This is a genomic window from Actinocorallia libanotica, from assembly GCF_039525175.1.
Taxonomy (GTDB): Bacteria; Actinomycetota; Actinomycetes; order Streptosporangiales; family Streptosporangiaceae; genus Actinocorallia; species Actinocorallia libanotica.
Map to the genome: position 1 here is coordinate 29721 of NZ_BAAAHH010000020.1, position 19274 is coordinate 48994.

At 71.6% G+C, this 19274-nt stretch carries 19 protein-coding genes; 13 read left to right on the plus strand and 6 right to left on the minus strand.

What is annotated here, in order from left to right; all coding sequences use genetic code 11:
• The first annotated feature begins 14 nt into the window (after nt 1–14).
• From ABD140_RS22845 to ABD140_RS22865, 5 genes are all read left to right on the plus strand, one after another.
• Nucleotides 15–857: an HTD2 family dehydratase gene (locus ABD140_RS22845; RefSeq protein WP_344242971.1), complete on the plus strand. Its 843-nt coding sequence runs from the start codon at nt 15–17 to the stop codon at nt 855–857.
• Between the two features lie 51 nt (nt 858–908).
• Nucleotides 909–1436 carry a hypothetical protein gene (locus tag ABD140_RS22850; protein ID WP_344242972.1) on the plus strand — a complete coding sequence of 176 codons (528 nt, stop codon included), beginning with the start codon at nt 909–911 and terminating at the stop codon, nt 1434–1436.
• On the plus strand, nt 1436–2320 hold the full coding sequence (locus ABD140_RS22855) for a phosphotransferase family protein (protein WP_344242973.1): 885 nt from the start codon (nt 1436–1438) through the stop codon (nt 2318–2320). The genes ABD140_RS22850 and ABD140_RS22855 overlap by 1 nt, the downstream gene beginning before the upstream one ends.
• Nucleotides 2321–2449: 129 nt before the next feature.
• The gene (locus ABD140_RS22860; protein ID WP_344242974.1) at nt 2450–2812 is read left to right on the plus strand and encodes a nuclear transport factor 2 family protein; all 363 of its coding nucleotides are present in this window, start codon (nt 2450–2452) and stop codon (nt 2810–2812) included.
• A gap of 289 nt (nt 2813–3101) precedes the next feature.
• Entirely contained in the window at nt 3102–3752 is a 651-nt protein-coding gene (locus ABD140_RS22865) for a hypothetical protein (protein WP_344242975.1), read from the plus strand.
• 68 nt (nt 3753–3820) lie between these two features.
• Here ABD140_RS22865 and ABD140_RS22870 read toward each other — a convergent pair whose 3' ends face one another.
• The gene (locus ABD140_RS22870) at nt 3821–5071 is read right to left on the minus strand and encodes a CaiB/BaiF CoA transferase family protein (RefSeq protein ID WP_344242976.1); all 1251 of its coding nucleotides are present in this window, start codon (nt 5069–5071) and stop codon (nt 3821–3823) included.
• 68 nt (nt 5072–5139) lie between these two features.
• On the opposite strand from ABD140_RS22870, the gene ABD140_RS22875 reads away from it, so the two are divergent.
• The gene (locus tag ABD140_RS22875; RefSeq protein ID WP_344242977.1) at nt 5140–5958 is read left to right on the plus strand and encodes an enoyl-CoA hydratase/isomerase family protein; all 819 of its coding nucleotides are present in this window, start codon (nt 5140–5142) and stop codon (nt 5956–5958) included.
• A 24-nt stretch (nt 5959–5982) separates the two neighbouring features.
• Here ABD140_RS22875 and ABD140_RS22880 read toward each other — a convergent pair whose 3' ends face one another.
• Genes ABD140_RS22880 through ABD140_RS22895 form a run of 4 tightly spaced genes read right to left on the minus strand, consistent with a single transcriptional unit; the run spans nt 5983 to nt 10736 of the window.
• A complete protein-coding gene (locus tag ABD140_RS22880; protein WP_344242978.1) occupies nt 5983–6777 on the minus strand; it encodes an enoyl-CoA hydratase/isomerase family protein in 795 nt (264 codons plus the stop codon).
• Complete coding sequence (locus ABD140_RS22885; protein WP_344242979.1) at nt 6774–8318, minus strand: class I adenylate-forming enzyme family protein; 1545 nt, start codon at nt 8316–8318, stop codon at nt 6774–6776. Before ABD140_RS22885 ends, ABD140_RS22880 begins: the two co-directional genes overlap by 4 nt.
• 19 nt (nt 8319–8337) lie before the next feature.
• Nucleotides 8338–9486, minus strand: coding sequence for an acyl-CoA dehydrogenase family protein (locus ABD140_RS22890; RefSeq protein ID WP_344242980.1), 1149 nt, complete (start codon nt 9484–9486; stop codon nt 8338–8340).
• Nucleotides 9486–10736 carry a hotdog family protein gene (locus ABD140_RS22895; protein WP_344242981.1) on the minus strand — a complete coding sequence of 417 codons (1251 nt, stop codon included), beginning with the start codon at nt 10734–10736 and terminating at the stop codon, nt 9486–9488. The genes ABD140_RS22890 and ABD140_RS22895 overlap by 1 nt, the downstream gene beginning before the upstream one ends.
• Nucleotides 10737–10845: 109 nt before the next feature.
• On the opposite strand from ABD140_RS22895, the gene ABD140_RS22900 reads away from it, so the two are divergent.
• Genes ABD140_RS22900 through ABD140_RS22910 form a run of 3 tightly spaced genes read left to right on the plus strand, consistent with a single transcriptional unit; the run spans nt 10846 to nt 14100 of the window.
• Entirely contained in the window at nt 10846–11541 is a 696-nt protein-coding gene (locus ABD140_RS22900; RefSeq protein ID WP_344242982.1) for an enoyl-CoA hydratase/isomerase family protein, read from the plus strand.
• Between the two features lie 52 nt (nt 11542–11593).
• Nucleotides 11594–12898, plus strand: coding sequence for an acyl-CoA dehydrogenase family protein (locus ABD140_RS22905; RefSeq protein ID WP_344242983.1), 1305 nt, complete (start codon nt 11594–11596; stop codon nt 12896–12898).
• A gap of 47 nt (nt 12899–12945) precedes the next feature.
• Nucleotides 12946–14100 (plus strand): acyl-CoA dehydrogenase family protein, encoded by a 1155-nt coding sequence (locus ABD140_RS22910; protein WP_344242984.1) that lies wholly within the window; start codon nt 12946–12948, stop codon nt 14098–14100.
• Between the two features lie 48 nt (nt 14101–14148).
• On the opposite strand, the gene ABD140_RS22915 is transcribed toward ABD140_RS22910, so the two are convergent.
• A complete protein-coding gene (locus ABD140_RS22915; RefSeq protein WP_344242985.1) occupies nt 14149–14895 on the minus strand; it encodes an SDR family oxidoreductase in 747 nt (248 codons plus the stop codon).
• A gap of 169 nt (nt 14896–15064) precedes the next feature.
• On the opposite strand from ABD140_RS22915, the gene ABD140_RS22920 reads away from it, so the two are divergent.
• From ABD140_RS22920 to ABD140_RS22935, 4 genes are read left to right on the plus strand one after another with little or no spacing between them, the layout of a single operon-like run.
• Nucleotides 15065–16243 carry a cytochrome P450 gene (locus tag ABD140_RS22920; protein WP_344242986.1) on the plus strand — a complete coding sequence of 393 codons (1179 nt, stop codon included), beginning with the start codon at nt 15065–15067 and terminating at the stop codon, nt 16241–16243.
• Nucleotides 16244–16258: 15 nt separating this feature from the next.
• Nucleotides 16259–17344 (plus strand): TIGR03857 family LLM class F420-dependent oxidoreductase, encoded by a 1086-nt coding sequence (locus tag ABD140_RS22925; protein ID WP_344242987.1) that lies wholly within the window; start codon nt 16259–16261, stop codon nt 17342–17344.
• On the plus strand, nt 17341–18384 hold the full coding sequence (locus ABD140_RS22930) for a phosphotransferase family protein (protein ID WP_344242988.1): 1044 nt from the start codon (nt 17341–17343) through the stop codon (nt 18382–18384). The genes ABD140_RS22925 and ABD140_RS22930 overlap by 4 nt, the downstream gene beginning before the upstream one ends.
• 9 nt (nt 18385–18393) lie before the next feature.
• On the plus strand, nt 18394–19215 hold the full coding sequence (locus ABD140_RS22935) for an enoyl-CoA hydratase/isomerase family protein (protein ID WP_344242989.1): 822 nt from the start codon (nt 18394–18396) through the stop codon (nt 19213–19215).
• The last annotated feature ends 59 nt before the right edge of the window (nt 19216–19274 follow it).

Sequence of the window (19274 nt, forward strand, 5' to 3'; positions counted from 1 at the left end):
GGAGGACGAACGCGTTGGACCTCGAGCCCGCCGACTTCGGCATCCCGGAGACCACCGAGCTGCCGCTGCACGCCGAGCACGCCCGCAAGGTCGCCGCGGTGCTCGACAGCCCCCTCGACCCGCAGGACGGCGACCCCCTCCCCGCCCTGTGGCACTGGACCTTCGGCACCCCCACCGCCCCCACCCGCGACCTGGGCCCCGACGGCCACCCGCGCATCCCCCCGGGCGGCCCCGCCGAGGGCCTCCCCCGCCGCATGTGGGCGGGCGGCCGCGGCCGCGTCCTCGGCACGCTCACCCTGGGCACCACCCCCGTCCGCACCACCTCGATCCTGCGCGCCGACCGCAAACAGGCACGCTCGGGCGCCCTGATGGTCGTCACCGTCGAACACCGCCTGACCCTCGACGGCGCAACCCTCCTCATCGAGGAGCAGGACCTCGTCTACCGCGCCCAGGGCGCCCCCGTCCCCGCCCCCGAAGGCACCCACCGCGAGCCCGCCCCCGAGAACGGCTGGACCGAGGAGTTGGTCCGCACCCCCGTCGACCTCTTCCGCTTCTCCGCCATCACCTTCAACTCCCACCGCATCCACTACGACCACGCCTACGCCACCACCGAAGAGGGCTACCCCGCCCTCGTCGTCCACGGCCCCCTCTCGGCGCTGACCCTCGCCGAGTCCGTACGCACCCGCACCGGCCGCGAACTCACCGCCTTCTCCTTCCGCGCCACCGCCCCCCTCTTCGTGGACCTCCCCTTCACCCTCACCGGCTCCCCCGCCGCCGAAGAGAACACCTACGACCTGAAGCTCGTCCGCAACGACGGCCGGCCCGCCATGACCGCCACGGCCCGCACGACCGGGTGACCCCACCGAAACCCCGTTGCCCCGCCGGGCGCGCCCGGGAAGACTTGCGGCATGAAGTTCCGGTGCGTGTGCGGGGAGATCATCGTCGACAACACCGACAGCCTGTCGTACAAGGCCTACTTCATCGCGGACCAAGACTGGGAGGACGCCTTCCGCCCGGAAGAGGGGACATCGGATGAGCCCGAAGACCGCCTGCTGGGGTGGAGCCGGTCGGCGTGGCAGTGCCAGGCATGCGGCAGCCTGTACATCGACGACGACAACGGCCTCGTCCACCGCTTCCAGCCGGCCTCCGCCGATACTCCACGGAACATCCTCGCCTCGATCCACGGCGAGCGGTGGAAGCGCCCCCTGAGAGGATCCTGGCGCTCGGACCGGACGAAGAGCCCGCCCGGACAGCTGTGGTGGGGGGCGGGAGACGACTCCGGGTTCGAGGAGTTCGACGAATGGGCGGCGCTCGAACGCCGCTACTACACGGTCTTCGAGCGACTGCTGGGCAAAGGCGCCCTGCGCGACGCGTTTCTCCGCCACGAGGACCGCTACCTCCACCGGTGGCCCTCACCTCCTCCAGGGAGCGCCTGATGCACGAAGAAAGCTCGAACCTCTCCGCGGACGTCGGCGCGGTCGTGGCCGCGCATCTGCCCGGATACCGGGTCCGTTCCGTGGCGCTGCTCGGCGAGGGGCAGGACAACGTCGCATACGAGGTCAACGGCGAGCTGATCGTACGTTTCGCCAAAGAGGCCGATCCGGTCTCGATAGACCATGAAGCACGTCTCCTCGCCGCCGTCGCGGAGATCTCACCGCTCCCCGTACCAGAGCCGCTCTTCGTCGCCGCCGAACCGGGATGCGTGGCCTACTCCAAGCTTCCGGGCCTGCCACTGATCGGCCTTCCCGCATCGGAGAGGCCGGTTCGGGACGGTTCGGTCGCCACCGTGCTCGGCAGGTTCCTCGACGCCCTGCACCGTGTCCCCCTCGGCGTCGTGGACGGACTGGTCCCCATCGACGACCAGCCGAAGGACGCGTGGCTGCGCGAGGCGGCGGAGACCTACGAGGCGATCGCCGATCATGTGCCGAAGGCCCACCGTCCGGCCGTCGCGGCGTTCCTGGAGGAAGCGGCCCCCTCCGGCGGAAATCCCCTGGTGTTCTCCCACAACGACCTGGGGATCGAACACGTCCTGGTCGATCCGGCCACCCGGGAGGTGACCGGCGTCATCGACTGGAGCGACGCCGCGATCACCGATCCGGCCTACGATTTCGGCCTCCTGTACCGCGACCTCGGCCCCGGTTTCCTCGATTCCGCCCTCCTCGCCTACCGCCCCACCGCCGACGGCACCGAGGAGCTCCGGACGCGCTCCGTGTTCTACGCCAGGTGCGCTGTCCTGGAAGACCTCGCGTACGGCCTCGAACCGGGACACGACAAGTACCTCGTCAAAAGCCTCGACGCGTTCCGCTGGCTGTACCCCTGAAACGGCGGCGTTCGGCCGCACCCAGGCTCGGGGCCGGACCCGGTGCGGAGACCCCGGATCGGATTGCAAAGATCAGCCGAGCGTGAACGTCCTGGCGCGGACACGGCGCTGGTTGGGAGGGTGGGCCGCATGATGGAGGATTTGCGGGACGCCGAGCGCCGGCTCCAGGCCGCGCAGCTCGCTGGAGATGTCGAGGCGCTGGATCGGCTGCTGGATGATCGGCTGATCTTTGTCTTCGGTGCGAACGTTGCGACCAAGGCGGACGACCTGGAGCTGCACCGCACTCGGACGCAGGTGCTGACGAAGGTGGCCGAGGAGGAGTTGACCGTGTTCGCCGAGGGGCGCACCGGGGTGACGTGGTTTCTCGGCACCGTCGAAGGGACCGTCTCCGGTACGCCGTTCGCGGCCAGGATGCGCTACACCCGTACTTGGCTGTACGACGAGACGCACGGCTGGCGCATCATCGCCGTGCACGCCGGCACGACCGATTGACATAGCCGACGCGTCGTCCGACGACCGGGCCATCCCGGCCCTCCGCTTCCGAAGGTGTCCCCCGCCTCAAAACAGGTCGTGATTCGCGAGGGTGCCGGAATAGGTTCGGGACATGACGTTCATTCCGTCTGGTTTCGAGGTCCCCCGTTCTCTTGTTCGGCCGGAGTTTCGGCTGGAGCCGCTGGGGGGTGAGCACAACGCGTCCGATCATGCCGCGTGGACGTCGAGCATCGCGTTCATCCGCACTCTGCCCGGCTTTCGCGATGGCGCATGGCCTCCGGTGGGTGGGATGAGCCTGGAGGAGAACCTGGCCGATCTGGAGCGGCACGGGCGGGAGTTCGCCGAGCACAGCCGGTTCGCCTACACGGTCCTGCGGCAGGACCGCGTGGTCGGTTGCGTCTACATCGAACCGGTGCCGTACTACGGGCCGACCGCCAAGGTGAAGTCGTGGGTCTCGAGCGACCACGCCTTCCTCGACCGGATCCTGCACGTCGAGGTCGCGACCTGGCTCGACGAGTCCTGGCCGTTCCATCAGGTGCGCTACCGGCCGCAGGGCGTTCTGGAGCGTCGGCTGGTCTCCTTCGAGGCCAAGCCGGGGGCTCCGGCGTTCCGGATCACCGTGGACGGCGGCCCGGTGGGGATGACGCTCACCGAGACCGAGACGATCGTCGGGAACCGGGGGGCCGGCACGAGGCGGCTTGGTCCGGCCAGGGCCGTCGACTGGCTGACGAGTCCCAAGGCGCCGCTGACCGGGTGGCCGGACGACGCCTGGATCAAGGTCAGCCCGGATGACCGTTCGGTGCGGGTGGACTTCAGCCTCCCGAACGCCGAGGGACTCGGTACGACCGTCTGGTGCCGGGAGAGTCTCGTCCTCACCTTCGACGCGGCCTTCGCCCACGCCGACGTCGTCTGGGACCACTGGAACGACGTCACCGCCTGAGACGGCGGCCGGGACCGTCGTCCTGCCAGGCGCTTCCCGCCCCGCGTGGCGGGAAGCGCCTCGGCGTGTCAGGAACCGAAGGCTCCGGAGTCGCGGAGGGCGGTGAGGCGCTGCTCGTCGTAGCCGAGGACGTCGCGGAGGATCTCCTCGGTGTGCTGCCCGGGGTCGGGGGCGGGGCGGGCGGTGGCCGGCGGGATCTCACCGACGACCCGGACGGGGAAGGGGAGTTGTTCGGCCACGAGGCGGGCGGCGGGCTGCCAGGGCATGCGGTCGGTGAACTGGGGGTCGGCGGCGATGGTCTCGGGGGTGTTCACGGGGCCCAGGGGGACGTCGTGGGCCAGGCCGAACTCGACCCATTCGTTCGTGGTGCGGGTGGCGAAGATGGCGGCCAGCTCGTGGCGTAGGGGGAGGTTGCCGCGGGCGTGGTCGGCGAGCTTGGCGCCGGGGTTGGCTTCGTAGAGGTCGTTGCGGCCGAGGGCTTCGCAGAAGTTCTTCCAGAACTTCTGCTCGGAGGCCATGAAGATGACGTGGCCGTCCTTGGAGGCGTAGAACTGGTAGCGGACGCCCTCTTCCATGCCGCCGGTGCCCGGGGGGCGGCGCTCGTAGTCGTCGGTGGGGTTGCCGGTGACCTCGTCCTCGGGGCGGGTGTAGGCGCGGTGTGTCTCGCTGCGCAGCCAGTCGAAGGCGGCGGCGGCGTCGGACTGGGCGACTTCCAGGTGGCAGCCTTGGCCGGTTTCGCGGGCGCGTAGGACGGCGGCGAGGATGGCGGCGGTGCCGAACAGGGGGCCTGCGGTGATGCCGATCGAGGTGTGGTCGGGGATCGACGGCAGCCCGTCGGGGCCGGGGACGGGCGCGACGGTGCCGGCCCAGGCGTCGTAGGCGATGCCGTGGCTGGGCAGGTCGCGGTAGGGGCCGGTCATGCCGTAGCCGGAGATGGTGAACATGACGACCTTGGGGTTGGCCTCGCGCAGCTTCGCGTAGCCCAGGCCGCGGCGGTCCATGCCGCCGGGGCGCATCGCCTCGACCACGACGTCGGCCCGGGCGGCCAGCTCCAGGAAGGTCTCCCGGCCGGCCTCGGTGCGCAGGTCCAGCACGATGCTGCGCTTGCCTCGGCTGATGTGCAGGTGCAGCAGTGAGCGGCCTTCGACGATCGGCCAGCTCATGGAGCGGATGTAGTCGCCGGACGGCGGCTCGACCTTGATCACGTCGGCGCCGAGGTCGGCGAGGGGGGTGGAGACGGCGCCGGGGCCGAGCATGGAGCACTCGATCACCCGGAGGCCGGCGAGCAGCCGGGTGCCTTCGGCGGGGGCGTGGGTCACGGGGATCCTCCCTGGGAACGGATTGTTTATTATATTAAAACTACAAGTCGCCCCTCCGGAGGAGCCCCATGACCCGCTACGCATCGGTGCCCGGCCTGGACGTCGAGACCGACGACTCCGGCGTGCTCCGGCTCGTGCTGAACCTGCCCGGCAGGCGCAACGCGCTCGACGACTCCTCCATGACGGGGCTGATCCGGGTACTGGAGGCGGCCTCCACCGACGACGGGCTGCGCGCGGTCCTGCTCACCGGGGCCGGTGACGACTTCTGCAGCGGGTTCGACATCATCGGGCGCAACAAGCGGGGCGGGGACGAAGCCAGACCCCGGACCGGGAGCATCCAGCGGCGGATGCCGAACCAGGCCAACCGGCTGATCCCGCTACTGCTGGAGCTCCAGCTCCCGGTGGTGTGCGCGGTGCGCGGCTGGGCCGTCGGCATCGGGGCCCAGCTCGCGCTGGCCGCGGACTTCACCATCGCCGCCGAGGACGCGCTCTTCTGGTATCCGTTCCTGCGCCGCGGCTTCACCCCCGACTCCGGCAGCACCTGGCTGCTGCCCCGGATCGTGGGCGCGGCGCGGGCACGCGAGCTGCTCATGCTCGACCGCAAGCTCACCGGGGCCGAGGCCGCCGAGTGGGGTGTCGCCCACCGCGCCGTCCCCTCCCCCGAGGTGGCCGAGACCGCCGAGGAGCTGGCGGCCCGGCTGGCCGCCGGGCCGACCGTGGCGTTCGGCCTCACCAAGGGCCTGCTGGCCGCGGCCCCCGACCACGACCTGCGCAGGCACCTGGCCGACGAGGCCTACGCGATGGAGCTGAGCTCCCGCAGCCCCGACTTCCGCGAGGGCATGAAGGCCTTCGTCGAACGCCGCTCTCCGGACTTCCGCGGGTTGTAGCAGGCCGGGGGCGGCAGGCCCGTCTCAGTCCACCTTCCACTGCGGTTCGCGCTTCGCGGCGAAGGCGGCGGGGCCCTCGGTCTGGTCCGGGTGGCCCCACAGGCCGGTGAGCTCCGCCGCACCCGCTCGGCAGGCGTCGGTCAGGCCGTGCTCCAGCGCGCCCCACAGGGCGCGCTTGGTGGCGCGCATCGCGGCCGGGGAGTTGCGGGCGATCTTCTCGGCGAGTTCCTGCGCCGCCTCGTGCAGCCGTTCCGGCGGGTCGACCACCTCGCTGACCATGCCGAGCTCCAGCGCCCGCGCCGCGCTCATCCGCTCGTACTTGCCCACCAGCGCCATGCGCAGGACGGCCTCGGCCGGCATCTTGCGCATTAGCGCGATCGTCTCGATCGCGCTGGTCTGCCCCACGGAGACGTGCGGGTCGGTGAAGGCGGCGTCCGAGGCTGCCAGGACGATGTCGGCGTCGGCCACGAAGTGCAGGCCTCCCCCGGCGCACACCCCGTTCACCGCGGCGATGACCGGCTTGTCGATGCCCAGCTGCCAGCTGGTGAAGCCCAGGTCCCACGCCTCCACCGACGCCCGGTAGCGCTCCATGCCGAGGCCGTCGGTGGCCAGCTCCATCACGTCCGCGCCGGTCTGGAAGGACCTGCCGTTCGCGGCGTTGACGATCACCCGGACCTCCGGGTCCTCCGCCAGCTCCGTCCAGGCCAGCCGGAGCTCGTCGCGCATCGCGTTGTTCATCGCGTTGCGCACCTCCGGCCGGTTGAACACCAGCCAGCCGACGCGGCCCCGGCGGGTGACCTCCAGGGTCTGGTAGCTCATCGGTTCTCCGTCTGTTCAGGGGACCGCGTCCCGTCGAAGCTCGCGACGAGTTCGCGTCGGAGCACCTTGCCTATCTCCGTGCGGGGGAAGTCGCCGTCCACGAAGCGCACCGCGACGGGCACCTTGTAGCCCGCGAGGTCCTCGCGCAGGAAGGCCAGCAGCGCGGCCTCCTCCGGCCGTGCCTCCACTCCGCCCGCCTGCCGCGCCGGGCGCACCCAGGCGACGGGCACCTCGCCGAGGCGGGCGTCCGGCACGCCCGCGACGCAGGCGTCGGCGACCGCCGGGTGGCGGCGCAGCGCCGCCTCCACCTCCTGCGGCACGATCTTCAGACCGCCGCGGTTGACCATGTCCGAGACCCGGCCCTCGATCCACAAGAACCCCTCGGCGTCCAGGCGCCCCAGGTCCCCGGTGCGCAGGAAGCCGTCGACGACCCGGTCGGCGGGCAGGTCCGCCTCGTGGGCGAAGGGCGACCTGACCCAGATCTCGCCCGTCCCGTCCGCCGGGAGCCCGCGCCCCGCCTCGTCGAGGACGCGGACCTCGACGCCCGGGTGGGGGCGGCCGACCGCGCCCAGCTTGGAGACGCCGAACGCGCGGGTGTCGGCGGCGGTCCAGCCGACGACCTCCCCGCCCAGCTCGGTCTGGCCGTAGGAGTTCAGCACGTCCACGCCGAACCGCTCCCGGAAGCGCCGCGCCTGGTCGGGGGCCAGGGGCGCGGTCACCGAGCGGACGAACCGCAGCTCGCCCAGGTGCTCCACCCGCGGGTCCTCGGCGAGCATCGCCATCATCGCGGGCGCCAGGATCGTGGACCGGAGCCCGAAGCGCCGCACCAGCCCGGCGTAGTCGACGGGGTCGAACCGGTCCATGAGGATCACGGCCGCGCCGAGCCGGAAGGAGAACAGGGCGTTCCAGGCGCCCGCCCACAGGGCCTGCGAGGTGGGGATGAGGTTGGGCATCGGCGGGCGGCCGCTCCCCGCCCCGCCGCCGCGCAGCTTGGCGATGACGGTGTCGATGCCGTCGCGGACGCCCTTGTGGCCGAGCACCACGGGCTTGGACTCCCCGGTGGTGCCGGAGGTCCGCATCACCACCGCCTCGTCCTCGCCGTACCGGCGCTCCGTCGAGGGCGTCGCCGGGCGGAGCGAGGTCCAGCGGCCGGGCGCCTCCTCCACCAGCAGCCCGAACTCCTCGGGCACCCGTGCGGCCTGGGTGGTCCCGGTCACGACCACCGCCGGCCGCGTGGCGCGCAGTTGCGCGCGCACCTCGGCGTCGGTGAGCCGGGCGTTGACCGGGACGTAGACGCCGCCGGCCAGCCAGGTCGCGAACATCGTGGTGATCGCGCGCACGCCGTCGTCCACCAGGCAGGTGACGGGCTGTCCGGCCACCGGCCCGAGCCGTCCGGCCAGCGTCTTCACCGCCTCGACGAGCTCGCCGCGCGTGCGCGAGCCGTCCTTCCAATGCAGGACCGGCGTGTCCGCGGGGTCCTCGTGGTCCAGTAGGAAGGCGGCCAGGCCGCCGTCCTTCAGGGGCCGCGTCGCTTCGGTCACGTCCTTCGCCCTTCCGCCCTCATCGCGCGTCCTGCGCGGCCAGCAGCCCGGCCAACCGTTCGGTGTGCTCCTCGGGACGGCCGAGCATCTCCCGGCCGGTCCACGCTCGTTTGAAGTACAGGTGGGCGTCGTGCTCCCAGGTGAACCCGATCCCCCCGTGGAGCTGGATGTTCTCGGCGGCCACCGCGACGTAGGCCTCCGAGCAGTAGAGCTGCGCGACCGACGCCACCACCGACAGGCCGGGCAGGCCGGGCAGCCGGACGGCGGCGCCGGGGTCGAGCGCCACCGCGGCCGCCTGCGCCGCGGCCTCGGCCGCGCTCCGCGCGGACTCGACCTGGATGAGCAGGGCCGCGGCCTTCTGCTTGAAGGCCTGGAAGCTCCCGATCGGGCGGCCGAACTGCACCCGGGTCTTCCCGTACTCCACGGCCGCCTCCAGGCAGACGGCCGCGCCGCCCGCCTGCTCGGCGGCGAGCAGGGCGCGGGCGACGTCCAGCGCCGTCTCCACCGCCCCGGTGGCGTCGTCCTCGCCCACCCGGACCGCGGGCGCGTCCCAGAAGGAGACCTTGGCCTGCCTGCGGGTCTGGTCGAGCGTCACCAGCGGGGTGACGGTGACACCGGGCGCGTCCGTGCCGACGGCGTAGACGGCCGTGCCCTCCCCGGTGCGGACGGGCACCAGGACCACGTCGGCGGCCGCGCCGTCCACCACGAAGCCCGCGGCCCCCGAGAGGACGGGCGTACCGTCCCGCTCTCCGGCCTCCACCGCGCGGCTACCGGGCAGCGGACGGCCGGAGGCGTCGGTCGTCGCGACGGTGGCGATGAGGGAGCCGTCGCACAGGCCGGGCAGGTACCGCTTGTTCGCCTCCCCGTCGCCGAGGGCGAGCAGCAGCGGGATCGCCAGTCCGGCGGTGGCCAGCAGCGGCGCGCACAGCAGGACGCGCCCGGCCTCCTCGAAGACCGCGCCGAGCTCGACGGCGGAGAATCCGCCCCCGCCGTGCTCCTCGGGGACCATGAAGCCCGACAGGCCCAGCTCGCGGCAGAGCCGCAGCCAGGTCGCGCGGTCCCAGCCGTTCGCGCCCGCCATCTGGGCGCGGACCTCCGAGGAGGGCGACAGGTCGGTGAGGGCCTCGCGGACGGACTCGCGCAGCAGCCTCAGCTCGTTCTCGTCCATCAGCGCTCCCGTGCGAACCGGTCGATGGTCGCGTCGAACGCGTCCACCAGGTTGGTGGAGGCGCCGGGCGGCTCGGGCAGCCGCACCGGCCCGTGCTCGCGGCTGGGCAGCAGCACGGTGGCGCTCGCCGGGGAGGTGACCTCGCCGCGCTGGTTGCGGGTGCGCAACTCCAGGTCCACGGCGGGGCGGCCGCCCTCGGCGAGGTACTTGCGGACGACCTCGCCTTCGACCCACTGGACGTCGCCGACGTAGTTGAACTTGCGGAACTCCACCCGCAGCCGCCACAACCAGGCGTCGTCGCCCATCCAGTCGGTGCAGGCGTGGATCAGCCAGGTCTCGCGCATCCGGCCGTAGTCGAACGTGGTGGGGTTGCCGGACTTGCGGGCGAACGCCGGGTCCCAGTGCACGCGCTGCATCGCATCCGGGACGCCGAGTTCGTCGCGGTGGTAGAAGCGCGGCACCCGCTGCCGGTTGCGGTGGGCCAGCCGCAGCGGGGCGACGTTGTACATGCCCATGCCCATGCCGACGTGCCAGCAGACCATGTCGGTGACGGTCAGCGGCCCCTTCACCAGGGGGCCGATCTCCTGGCCCTCCTCGACGTCCTCCCACCAGCGCGGCTCGGCGCCCCTGGCCCGCTCGGCCGCGTACCGGGCGTCGAGTTCGGCGATGCCCTCCTCGGTCCAGGGCTCGATGACGACGCCGTCGTACTTCTTGCGCTCGCGGGCCTTCTCGCGCTCGGTGCGGTACATCATGCGGTATTGCGCGCCGAGCAGGGTGCCGTCGTCGGTCTGGAAGGCCTGGGACGTCCACTCCTGGACGCCGCGCCCGCCGAACTCGCTGGGCCTGTCGACGACGCCGACCAGGGCGGTGCGCCGGAGGACCCGGTGGCCGGGGGTCAGGGGCGCCCACCATTCGCGCTCGCTGGCGGCGTAGAAGGCGTGCACGCCGCGCAGCGGGTCGCCCTTCAGCTCGCCCTGCCGTGCCTCTTCCGCCTCGGTGAGGGCGTCCTCGCCGATCAGGCTGTCGCCGCCGACCAGCGCGGGCGGCGCGATGGAGCCCTTCCACCGGGTGCCCGCGGCATAGGACGGATCCGACCACAGCGGGTTGTCGTCGCCGTAGGACCAGGCGACGGTGCGGAAGGCGTCCTCACCCGGCCGCCGGTAGTGCGGCGGCGCCGGATAAAGCTGCGGGATGCCGATGCGGGAGCGCAGCCGCGCCACCCCTTCATCGGTGATCTGCCCAGTTGCCACGCTCTGTCTCCTCGCCTCCGCCGGCCTGCGCCGCGGCTCACGGCCACCTGCGTTCCTGTGATATTGGTATCAAATATAAACTATGCGCGGAACCTGGAGGCGGTCGGGAATGAGCCAGACCCTGCTGGTCGAGCGGCACGGCCCCGTCGGCTGGCTGATCTTCAACCGCCCCCGGACGGGCAACGCCATGGACGCGCGGATGATGGCCGCGCTCCCCGAGGCGTGGCGCGAGCTGGACGCCGACCCGGCGGTCCGCGCGATCGTCGTCACCGGCGAGGGCGGGGCCTTCCAGACCGGCCTCGACGTCGTCCAGCTCAACCGCGACCCGGACGCGCTGCGCGAGATGTCCCGCCGGACGAAGCGCGCCGACCTCCAACTGACGGCCTGGCACCTGGGCGTCGCCAAGCCCGTGGTCACCGCCGTCAACGGCGTCTGCGCCGGCGGAGGCCTGCACTTCGTGGCCGACTCCGACATCGTCATCGCCTCGACCCGCGCCTCGTTCCTGGACCCCCATGTCTCGGTGGGCCAGGTCAGCGCCTTCGAGACCATCGGGCTGGCCCGCCGCGCGTCCTTCTCCCCCGTCGCGCGCATGGCCCTGACGGGCGCCCACGAGCGCCTCACCGCGGCCGAAGCCCTGCGCCTGGGCTGGGTGAGCGAGGTCGTCGAGCCCGAGGAGCTGCGCCCCGCCGCCCAGCACCTGGCCGAGCGCGTCGCGGAGAACGACCCGGAGGCCGTCGCCGCGACCAAGCGCGCCCTGTGGCACGCCCTGGAGACCGGACTGAGCCGGGCGCGGGGCGGGAAGTGATGCCCCGTCCCCACCTCGGCCGCACACCGAGCGAGGCGAGAGGAAGCAGGAGATGAGCGAGAACCCGTCCCTGGCGGAGTGCCGCGGCGAAGAGGAGGTGCGGGCCGCCGTCACCGCCTGGGTCGCCTGCGAGGTCCCCGAGGCCTGGCGGGAGGCGGGCGAACGAGGCGGACCCAGCCTGGTGCGCACCGTCCGGACGCCGCAGGAGTACCGGGCGTGGTACCCGGCCCTGGCCCGCAGCGGGCTGGTCGTGCCGCAGTGGCCGGTGGAGTACGGCGGGCTGGACTGGTCGCGGAAGCTCGCGCAGACCGCCGAGCGGATCCTGGCGCCCTACCACCTGCCCCGGCTCAACCCGCTGGGACTGAACCTGACGGCGTCCGCGCTGTTCGCGCACGGCACGCACGAGCAGCGGCTGCGGTACCTGCCGAAGATCGTCTCCAACGACGAGGTCTGGTGCCAGCTCTTCAGCGAGCCGGGCGCGGGCAGCGACCTGGCCTCCCTGGCCACCCGCGCCGAACGCGACGGCGACGGCTGGCGGATCACCGGGCAGAAGGTCTGGACGACCTGGGCCCACCTGGCCGACTTCGGCGTCCTGCTGGCCCGCACCGACCCCGACGCCCCCAAGCGCAAGGGCATCACCTACTTCCTCATCGACATGCGCCAACCCGGCGTCGACGTCCGGCCGCTCCCCCACATCGGCGGCGAGGTCGACTTCAACGAGGTCTTCCTCGACGGCGCCCACGTGCCCGACTCCCAGCGGATCGGCGAGGTGGACGACGGCTGGCGGGTCGCGCGGGCCACCCTCAGCGGGGAACGCCAGATGGTCTCCGGATCCGGCTCCGGCGGCGTCGACCGGATCGGCGGCTCCGGCAGCCGCCGCCTCATCAACCTCGCCCGCGAGCGCGCCGAGCAGGGCCTGCCCCACGGCTGGGACGACGCGGGCGTGCGGCACGAGCTCGTCCGCCTGTGGTGCGAGGAGCAGATCCGCGGCTGGACGAACATGCGGGTGCGCGCCGGGCTCAAGGCGGGGCTGCCGCCGGGCCCGGAGAGCTCCGTCGGCAAGGTCCACGGCTCGGAGCTCAACCAGCGCATGCAGGCCGCCGCCGCGCGGATGCTCGGTCTGGGCGCCACCGCCTGGGAGGGCGCACCCTCCCCGGACGCCGCGGCCGACCCCCTGGCCGCCTACGCCGAGCACATGCCGGCGGAGGTGCGGGGCATGCTGCGCAGCCGCGCCAACACCATCGAGGGCGGCACCAGCGAGGTCAACAAGAACATCCTCGCCGAACGGGTCCTCGGCCTGCCCAAGGAGCACGACCCGTGGGAAGGAAGACCCTGGCGCGAGGTCCCCCGCGGCTGAGCACCGCTCCACGACCCTTCGACCGGCGGATGAAGAACGAGGTAGCCATGGACGACAACGATGTGAAAGAGATCGTCGGGGCGGTGCGCGCCCTGGTGCGCGAGCAGGTCATGCCCCGCGAGACCGAAATCGACGAAAGCGACGAGATGCCCGACGAGCTGCGCCGGGCCGCGGTCGACATGGGCCTGTACGGGTTCGCCATCCCCGAGCAGTACGGCGGCCTGGGTTTGTCGATGGCCCAGGAGGCGCGCCTGGTCATGGAGCTCGGCTACACCACCCCCGCCTTCCGCTCCCTGTTCGGCACCAACAACGGCATCGCCGGACACGTCCTGATGGAAGGCGGCACCGAGGAGCAGAAGAAGGCCTACCTGCCCCGCCTGGCCTCCGGCGAATGGACCGCATCCTTCGCCCTCACCGAAGACGAGGCGGGCTCGGACCCCGCGGGGCTGAAGACCAGCGCCCGCCAAGACGGCGACGACTACGTCCTGAACGGCAGCAAGCGCTACATCACCAACGCACCCGTCGCCGATGTCTTCATGGTCTTCGCCCGCCACGGAGAGAACGACAAGGCCTCCCGCGACATCTCGGTCTTCCTGGTGCCCGCCGACACCCCGGGTCTGAGTGTCGGGCCCAAGGACAAGAAGATGGGCCAGCACGGCGCCTGGACCGCCGAGGTGTACTTGGACGACGTCCGGGTGCCCGCCGACGCCCTCATCGGCGGACCCGAGGGGCGTGGCAACGGCTACATCACCGCCATGCGCTGCCTGGCCCACGGCCGCCTCCACATCGCCGCCCTGTGCGTCGGAGCCTCCCAACGCCTGGTGGACGAGACGGTCTCCTACGCCCTGGAACGCAAGCAGTCCGGACACCCCATCGCCGAATTCCAGCTCATCCAGGGCCTCATCGCCGACTCACAGACCGACCTGTACGCCGCCCGCTCCCTGGTCATGGAAACCGCACGCGCCTTCGACGACGGCACCGACACCCGCATGGGCCCCTCCTGCGCCAAATACTTCGCCAGCGAAGCCGTCGGACGCATCGCCGACCGCGCCGTCCAGGTCCACGGCGGCGCCGGCTACATGCGCGGCATCGCAGTCGAACGCCTCTACCGCGATGTTCGCCTGTTCCGCATCTATGAGGGCACCAGCCAGGTCCAGCAGGTCGTCATCGCCCGCCAAGCCCTCGCCGCGGCCCGGAAATAGCGACGGTCCCGCCTCGGATCTCCTCCGAGGCGGGACCGGGTCGCGCGGTCAGAGCCGGACGATGTGCCCTCCGTCGACGGCGAGGATCTGGGCGGTCACCCAGGACGCGTCGTCCGAGAGCAGGAAGTGCAGCGCGCCGACATGGTCCTGAGGCGTGCCGATCCGCTTGATCATCAGATCGTTGACCAGGGGGTCGACCATCTCGCCCACCACGGAGCGGGTGGCCGCGGTGTCGGTGGGTCCCGGCGCGATGGCGTTGACCCGGATGCCCGCCCAGCCGAGCTCGGCGGCGAGGTTGACGGTCAGGCCGTTGAGCGCCGTCTTGGCGATCGAGTAGAAGCCGCCGGCCATCCAGGCGGCGGTGGAGGACTGGTTGACGATCGCGCCGCCCCCGCGCCTGCGCATGCTCCTGAACACCGCGCGCGTGCAGTACAGGGCGCCGTTCATGTTCACGGCCATGAACTTCTGGTAGTAGTCGAGGTCCACCTTCATCAGGGACTCGATCTGCATACCGCCGTAGATGGCGGCGTTGTTGACCAGGAAGTCCACGCCGCCGTACGCCTCCTCGGCCGCCGCGGCCATGGCCAGTGCGCTCTCGGGGTCGGAGACGTCGACCTTGACGGCGAGCGCGGCTCCGCCCGCGGCCTCGATCTCCTTGGCGACCCGTACCGCCTGCTCCTCGTTGAGGTCGGCGACGACGACCTTGGCGCCCTCCTCGGCGAGGGACCTGGCGTAGGCCTCGCCGATGCCCTGGCCCGAGCCGGTGACGATGGCGACCTTGTCCGCGAAGCGCATCTGCGCCCTCCTCTGTGGGTCTCCCTGGCGCGGCCACACCGGAGTGGGCGTTGGCCACCACCCGATCTGTCGATAATATACATCATCAAGTTTTCAAAATCTGACCCACGCGGTTCGGCCTCCGCTCTCCGTACGCACCTCTCCCCTCCTGCTCAGCAAGGAACTTCCGATGGTCGAGTACAACCCGTTCAACCGCCAGACGGTCCACAACCCCTTCCCCGTCTACCGGGCCCTCCGTGACGAGGCTCCCGTCTACCACAACGAAGAGGTCGGGTTCTGGGCGCTGTCCCGTTATGAGGACGTGATCGCCGCCCACCTGGACACCGACGTGTTCTCCAGCGCGCACGGCGTCACCATCGAAGGCGCCGACCAGGGCGCGCCGTTCCTCATCGTCAAGGACCCTCCCGAGCACACCTTCCACCGCAAGATCGTCGCCCGGCTGTTCACCCCGCGGCGCATCGCCCAGCTGGAGCCGTTCATCCGCCGCACCGCAGGCGAACTGCTCGACAAGATGCGCGATGCCGACCGGTTCGACCTGGTGGAGGCCTTCTCCTTCCGCCTGCCCCTGGACGTCATCAGCGAGCTCATCGGCATCCCCGAGACCGAACGCGAGCGCATCCACCACCTCAGCGACCGGGTCGCCGCCCGCAACGAGGACATGAGCACGCCCCCCGACGTCTACGAGGCCAGCGCCGAACTGTGGGCCCTGCTGGCCGAACTCGTCAAGGAACGGCGCAGGAACCCCGGAAACGACGTCATCACGATGCTGATGACCACCGAAGTCGAGGACGAAGAGGGCAACCTGCGCTCCCTCGGCGATGCCGAGCTCGCCTCACGGTTCCTGGAGCTGGCCTTCGCCGGGCACGAGACCGTCGCCAAACTCATCCCCAACGGCGTCATCGCCCTGGCCTGGTACCCCGACCAGCGCCGCGAACTCGTCGCCGATCCCGGCCTCATCCCCAACGCCGTCGAAGAGATGTTGCGCTGGGACCCTCCTTCGCACTACCAAGGACGATGGACCACCCGCGAAGTCGAGGTGCACGGCACCGTCATCCCCGCCGACCAGCGGGTCATCCTCATCACCGGCTCGGCCGTGCACGACGAACGCAAATACCCCGACCCCGAGACCTTCGACATCCACCGCGACATCGACCGCCATGTGAGCTTCGGCTTCGGACGCCACCTGTGCCTGGGAGCCTCCCTGGCCCGCCTGGAGACCCGCGTGGCGTTCGAGGAACTCCTCGAACGATTCCCCGACTTCACCATCGACCCCGACGGCGTGGAACGCCACTACTCCGGCAACGTCCGCGGCCTGGCGAAACTGCCGCTGCTGATCGAACGCTCCTGAACAGGGAAGACGACCATGGATGATCTTTGGGAGCTGGGCTTCTACGGCCTGGCCGGACACTCCGACAGCCCGCGGGACCTCCTGGACCAGGCGCGCTCGGCCGAACGGCTGGGGCTCGGCGCTGCGTTCCTCTCCGAGCGCTTCAACGCCAAGGAGGCGGCCACCCTGTCCGGTGCCGTCGGCGCGGTCACCGAACGGCTGGGCGTCGCGACGGGAGCCACCAACCACAACACCCGGCACCCGCTGCTGACCGCGACGTTCGCCACCACGATGCACCGCCTCACCGGCGGCCGCTTCGCCCTCGGCCTCGGCCGCGGCTTCGACATGCTCTTCGACGTGATGGGCCTGCCCCGCGTCACCCAGGCCCAGCTCGAAGACGTCATCGGCGTCCTGCGCACCCTGTGGCGGGGCGAGCCCGTCACCGGCCACGACGGCCCGGCCGGCCGCTTCCCCTACCTGATGCAGGACCCCTCGTTCCACGAGGACATCCCGATCATGATGGTGGCCATGGGCGAACGCACCCTGGAGTTCGCCGGACGCGTCGCCGACGGCGTCGTCCTGCACACCTTCTTCACCGACGAGACCCTGGCCCGTTCGGTCGAGGCGGTGCGGCGCGGCGCGGAGAAGGCGGGGCGCGACCCCTCCTCGGTGCGGGTCTGGTCGGTGCTGGCCACCGTCGGCGACCACATCGACCACGACCTGCGGTTGAAGAAGCTCACCGGACGCCTGGCCACCTACCTCCAGGGGTACGGCGACCTCCTCGTCCGGCTCAACGGCTGGGACCCCGAGGTTCTGGCCCGCTTCCGCGCCGACGAGCTCGTCTCGGGCTTCCGGGGGGCGTTCGACGCGACCGGCACCACCGAGCAGCTGGAGCGGCTGAACGAGCTGATCCCCGGCGAGTGGCTGGAGGCCTCGGCGACCGGTTCGCCCGAACGGTGCGCCGCGCGGGTGCTCGACCAGTTCGCCGCCGGAGCCGACGGCGTGATCCTGCACGGCGCCACCCCCGCCGAACTGGAGCCCGTCCTGGCCGCCTACCGCGCGGTGCGCCCGGCGGGCTTCGGCGTCCGCGCCGACCTCAACCCCGGAAGGACGCCCCGATGACGCGCACGGCCGTGGTGGACCGGCCCGAGCAGCTGACCGCGTCCTGGCTGAGCGGGGTCCTGGACGGCGAGGTCACCCGGGTGCGGCGGCAGCGGGTCGGCTCGGGCCAGATCGGCACCTGCTACCGGCTGGAGCTGGAGGGCGCCCCGGAGGTGCCGCGCAGCCTCGTCGCCAAGCTGCCCGCCGAGAACGAGGAGGTCCGGATCCTCCTCGTCCCCGCCTACCGCGCCGAGGTGTCCTTCTACCAGGACCTCGCGCACACCGTGGCGGTGCGCACGCCCGTCTGCCACCACCAGGCGATCTCCGACGACGGCACCGCCTTCACCCTCCTCCTGGAGGACGCCTTCCCCGCCGAGCAGGGCGACCAGATCACCGGCTGCTCCCCGCAGGAGGCGGCGGCGGCCGTGGTCAACCTGGCCGGACTGCACGGGCCGCGATGGTGCGACCCGAGGCTGCCGGACCTGCCCTGGCTCAAGGACGCCCCCGGCGGGACGAGCGCCCAGGACCTGGCGAACGCCTTCGCCGGCTGCGTCGAGCCCTTCGTCGAGCGCTTCACCGGCCGGCTCGCCGCGGAGGACGCGCGCACCCTTCGCGAGACCGCCGAGCGGATCGGGGACTGGGTGCGGGGCCGTCCCGAGCGGTTCGGCCCCGTCCACGGCGACTACCGGCCCGACAACCTGCTCTTCCACCCCGGCGGCGGCGAGGTGATCGCCGTGGACTGGCAGACGCTCTGCCTCGGGCACCCGCTCCGCGACCTGGCGTTCTTCCTGGGCACCGGCCTGCGCTCGGCCGACCGCGCGGGCCTCGAACGCGACCTCGTCGCGCGCTACCACGCGGAACTCGTCTCCTACGGTGTGGACGACTACGACCTGGAGGAGTGCTTCGACGACTACCGGTTCACCGCCCTCCAGGGACCGCTGACCACCGTTCTGGGCTGCGTCTACGGCTCCCCGACCGAACGCGGAGACCGGATGTTCCTGGCCATGACGCGCCGCTCATGCGCCATGATCCGCGACCTTGGCACCCTGGACCTCATCTAAGGAGACGGCTTGTCCCGCTACCAGACCCTGAAGTACGAGGAGTTCGGGCCGGTCGCCCGGGTCACCCTCCACCGTCCGGAGGTCCACAACGCCTTCGACATGCAGATGATCAAAGAGGTGCACGCCTGCTGGCGGGAACTGCGCGCCAACGACGGCATCCGGGCGATCGTGCTCACCGGAGCCGGCGACAAGTCCTTCTGCACCGGCCTGGACCGCACCGCCGCCGCCGTCGGCGAGGACGACCGCACCCCCGAGCTCGGGCAGCAGGGCGCCACCCCGATGCACCAGAACGAGCCCGGCGACTGGCTGATGCCCAAGACCGCCGCCGACCTGTGGAAGCCGATCATCGGCGCGGTCAACGGCATGGCCTGCGGCGGCGCCTTCTACCTCCTCGGCGAGGTCGAGTTCATGATCGCCGCCGAGCACGCCACCTTCTTCGACCCGCACACCACCTACGGCATGGCCACCGTCTACGAGTCGATGATGATGGCCCAGCGCATGCCGCTGGGCGAGGTCATGCGCATGTCGCTGATGGGCTCCTACGAGCGGATGAGCGCCCGGCGCGCCCACCAGATCGGGCTGGTGCAGGAGGTCGTGCCCGCGGAGGAGCTGCAGGAGAAGGCGCTGGAGCTGGCCCAGACCATCGCCTCGCAGCCGACGCTCGCCCTCCAGGGCACCGTCCGCTCCATCTGGTACACCCGGGAACTGGCATACCGCCAGGCCCTGGCCGTCGGCGACACCCTGGTGCAGGCGTCCCTCAGCGAGGAGACCCTGTCCGAGGGGCAGGAGGTCTTCAAGTCCGGCAGGCGCGTCGAATGGAAGCTGCGCTGACCCGTTCGCGGGAACGGTGAAAGGGCCCCGCTGAAGCGTGGCCCTTTCGCTCGTCCGGT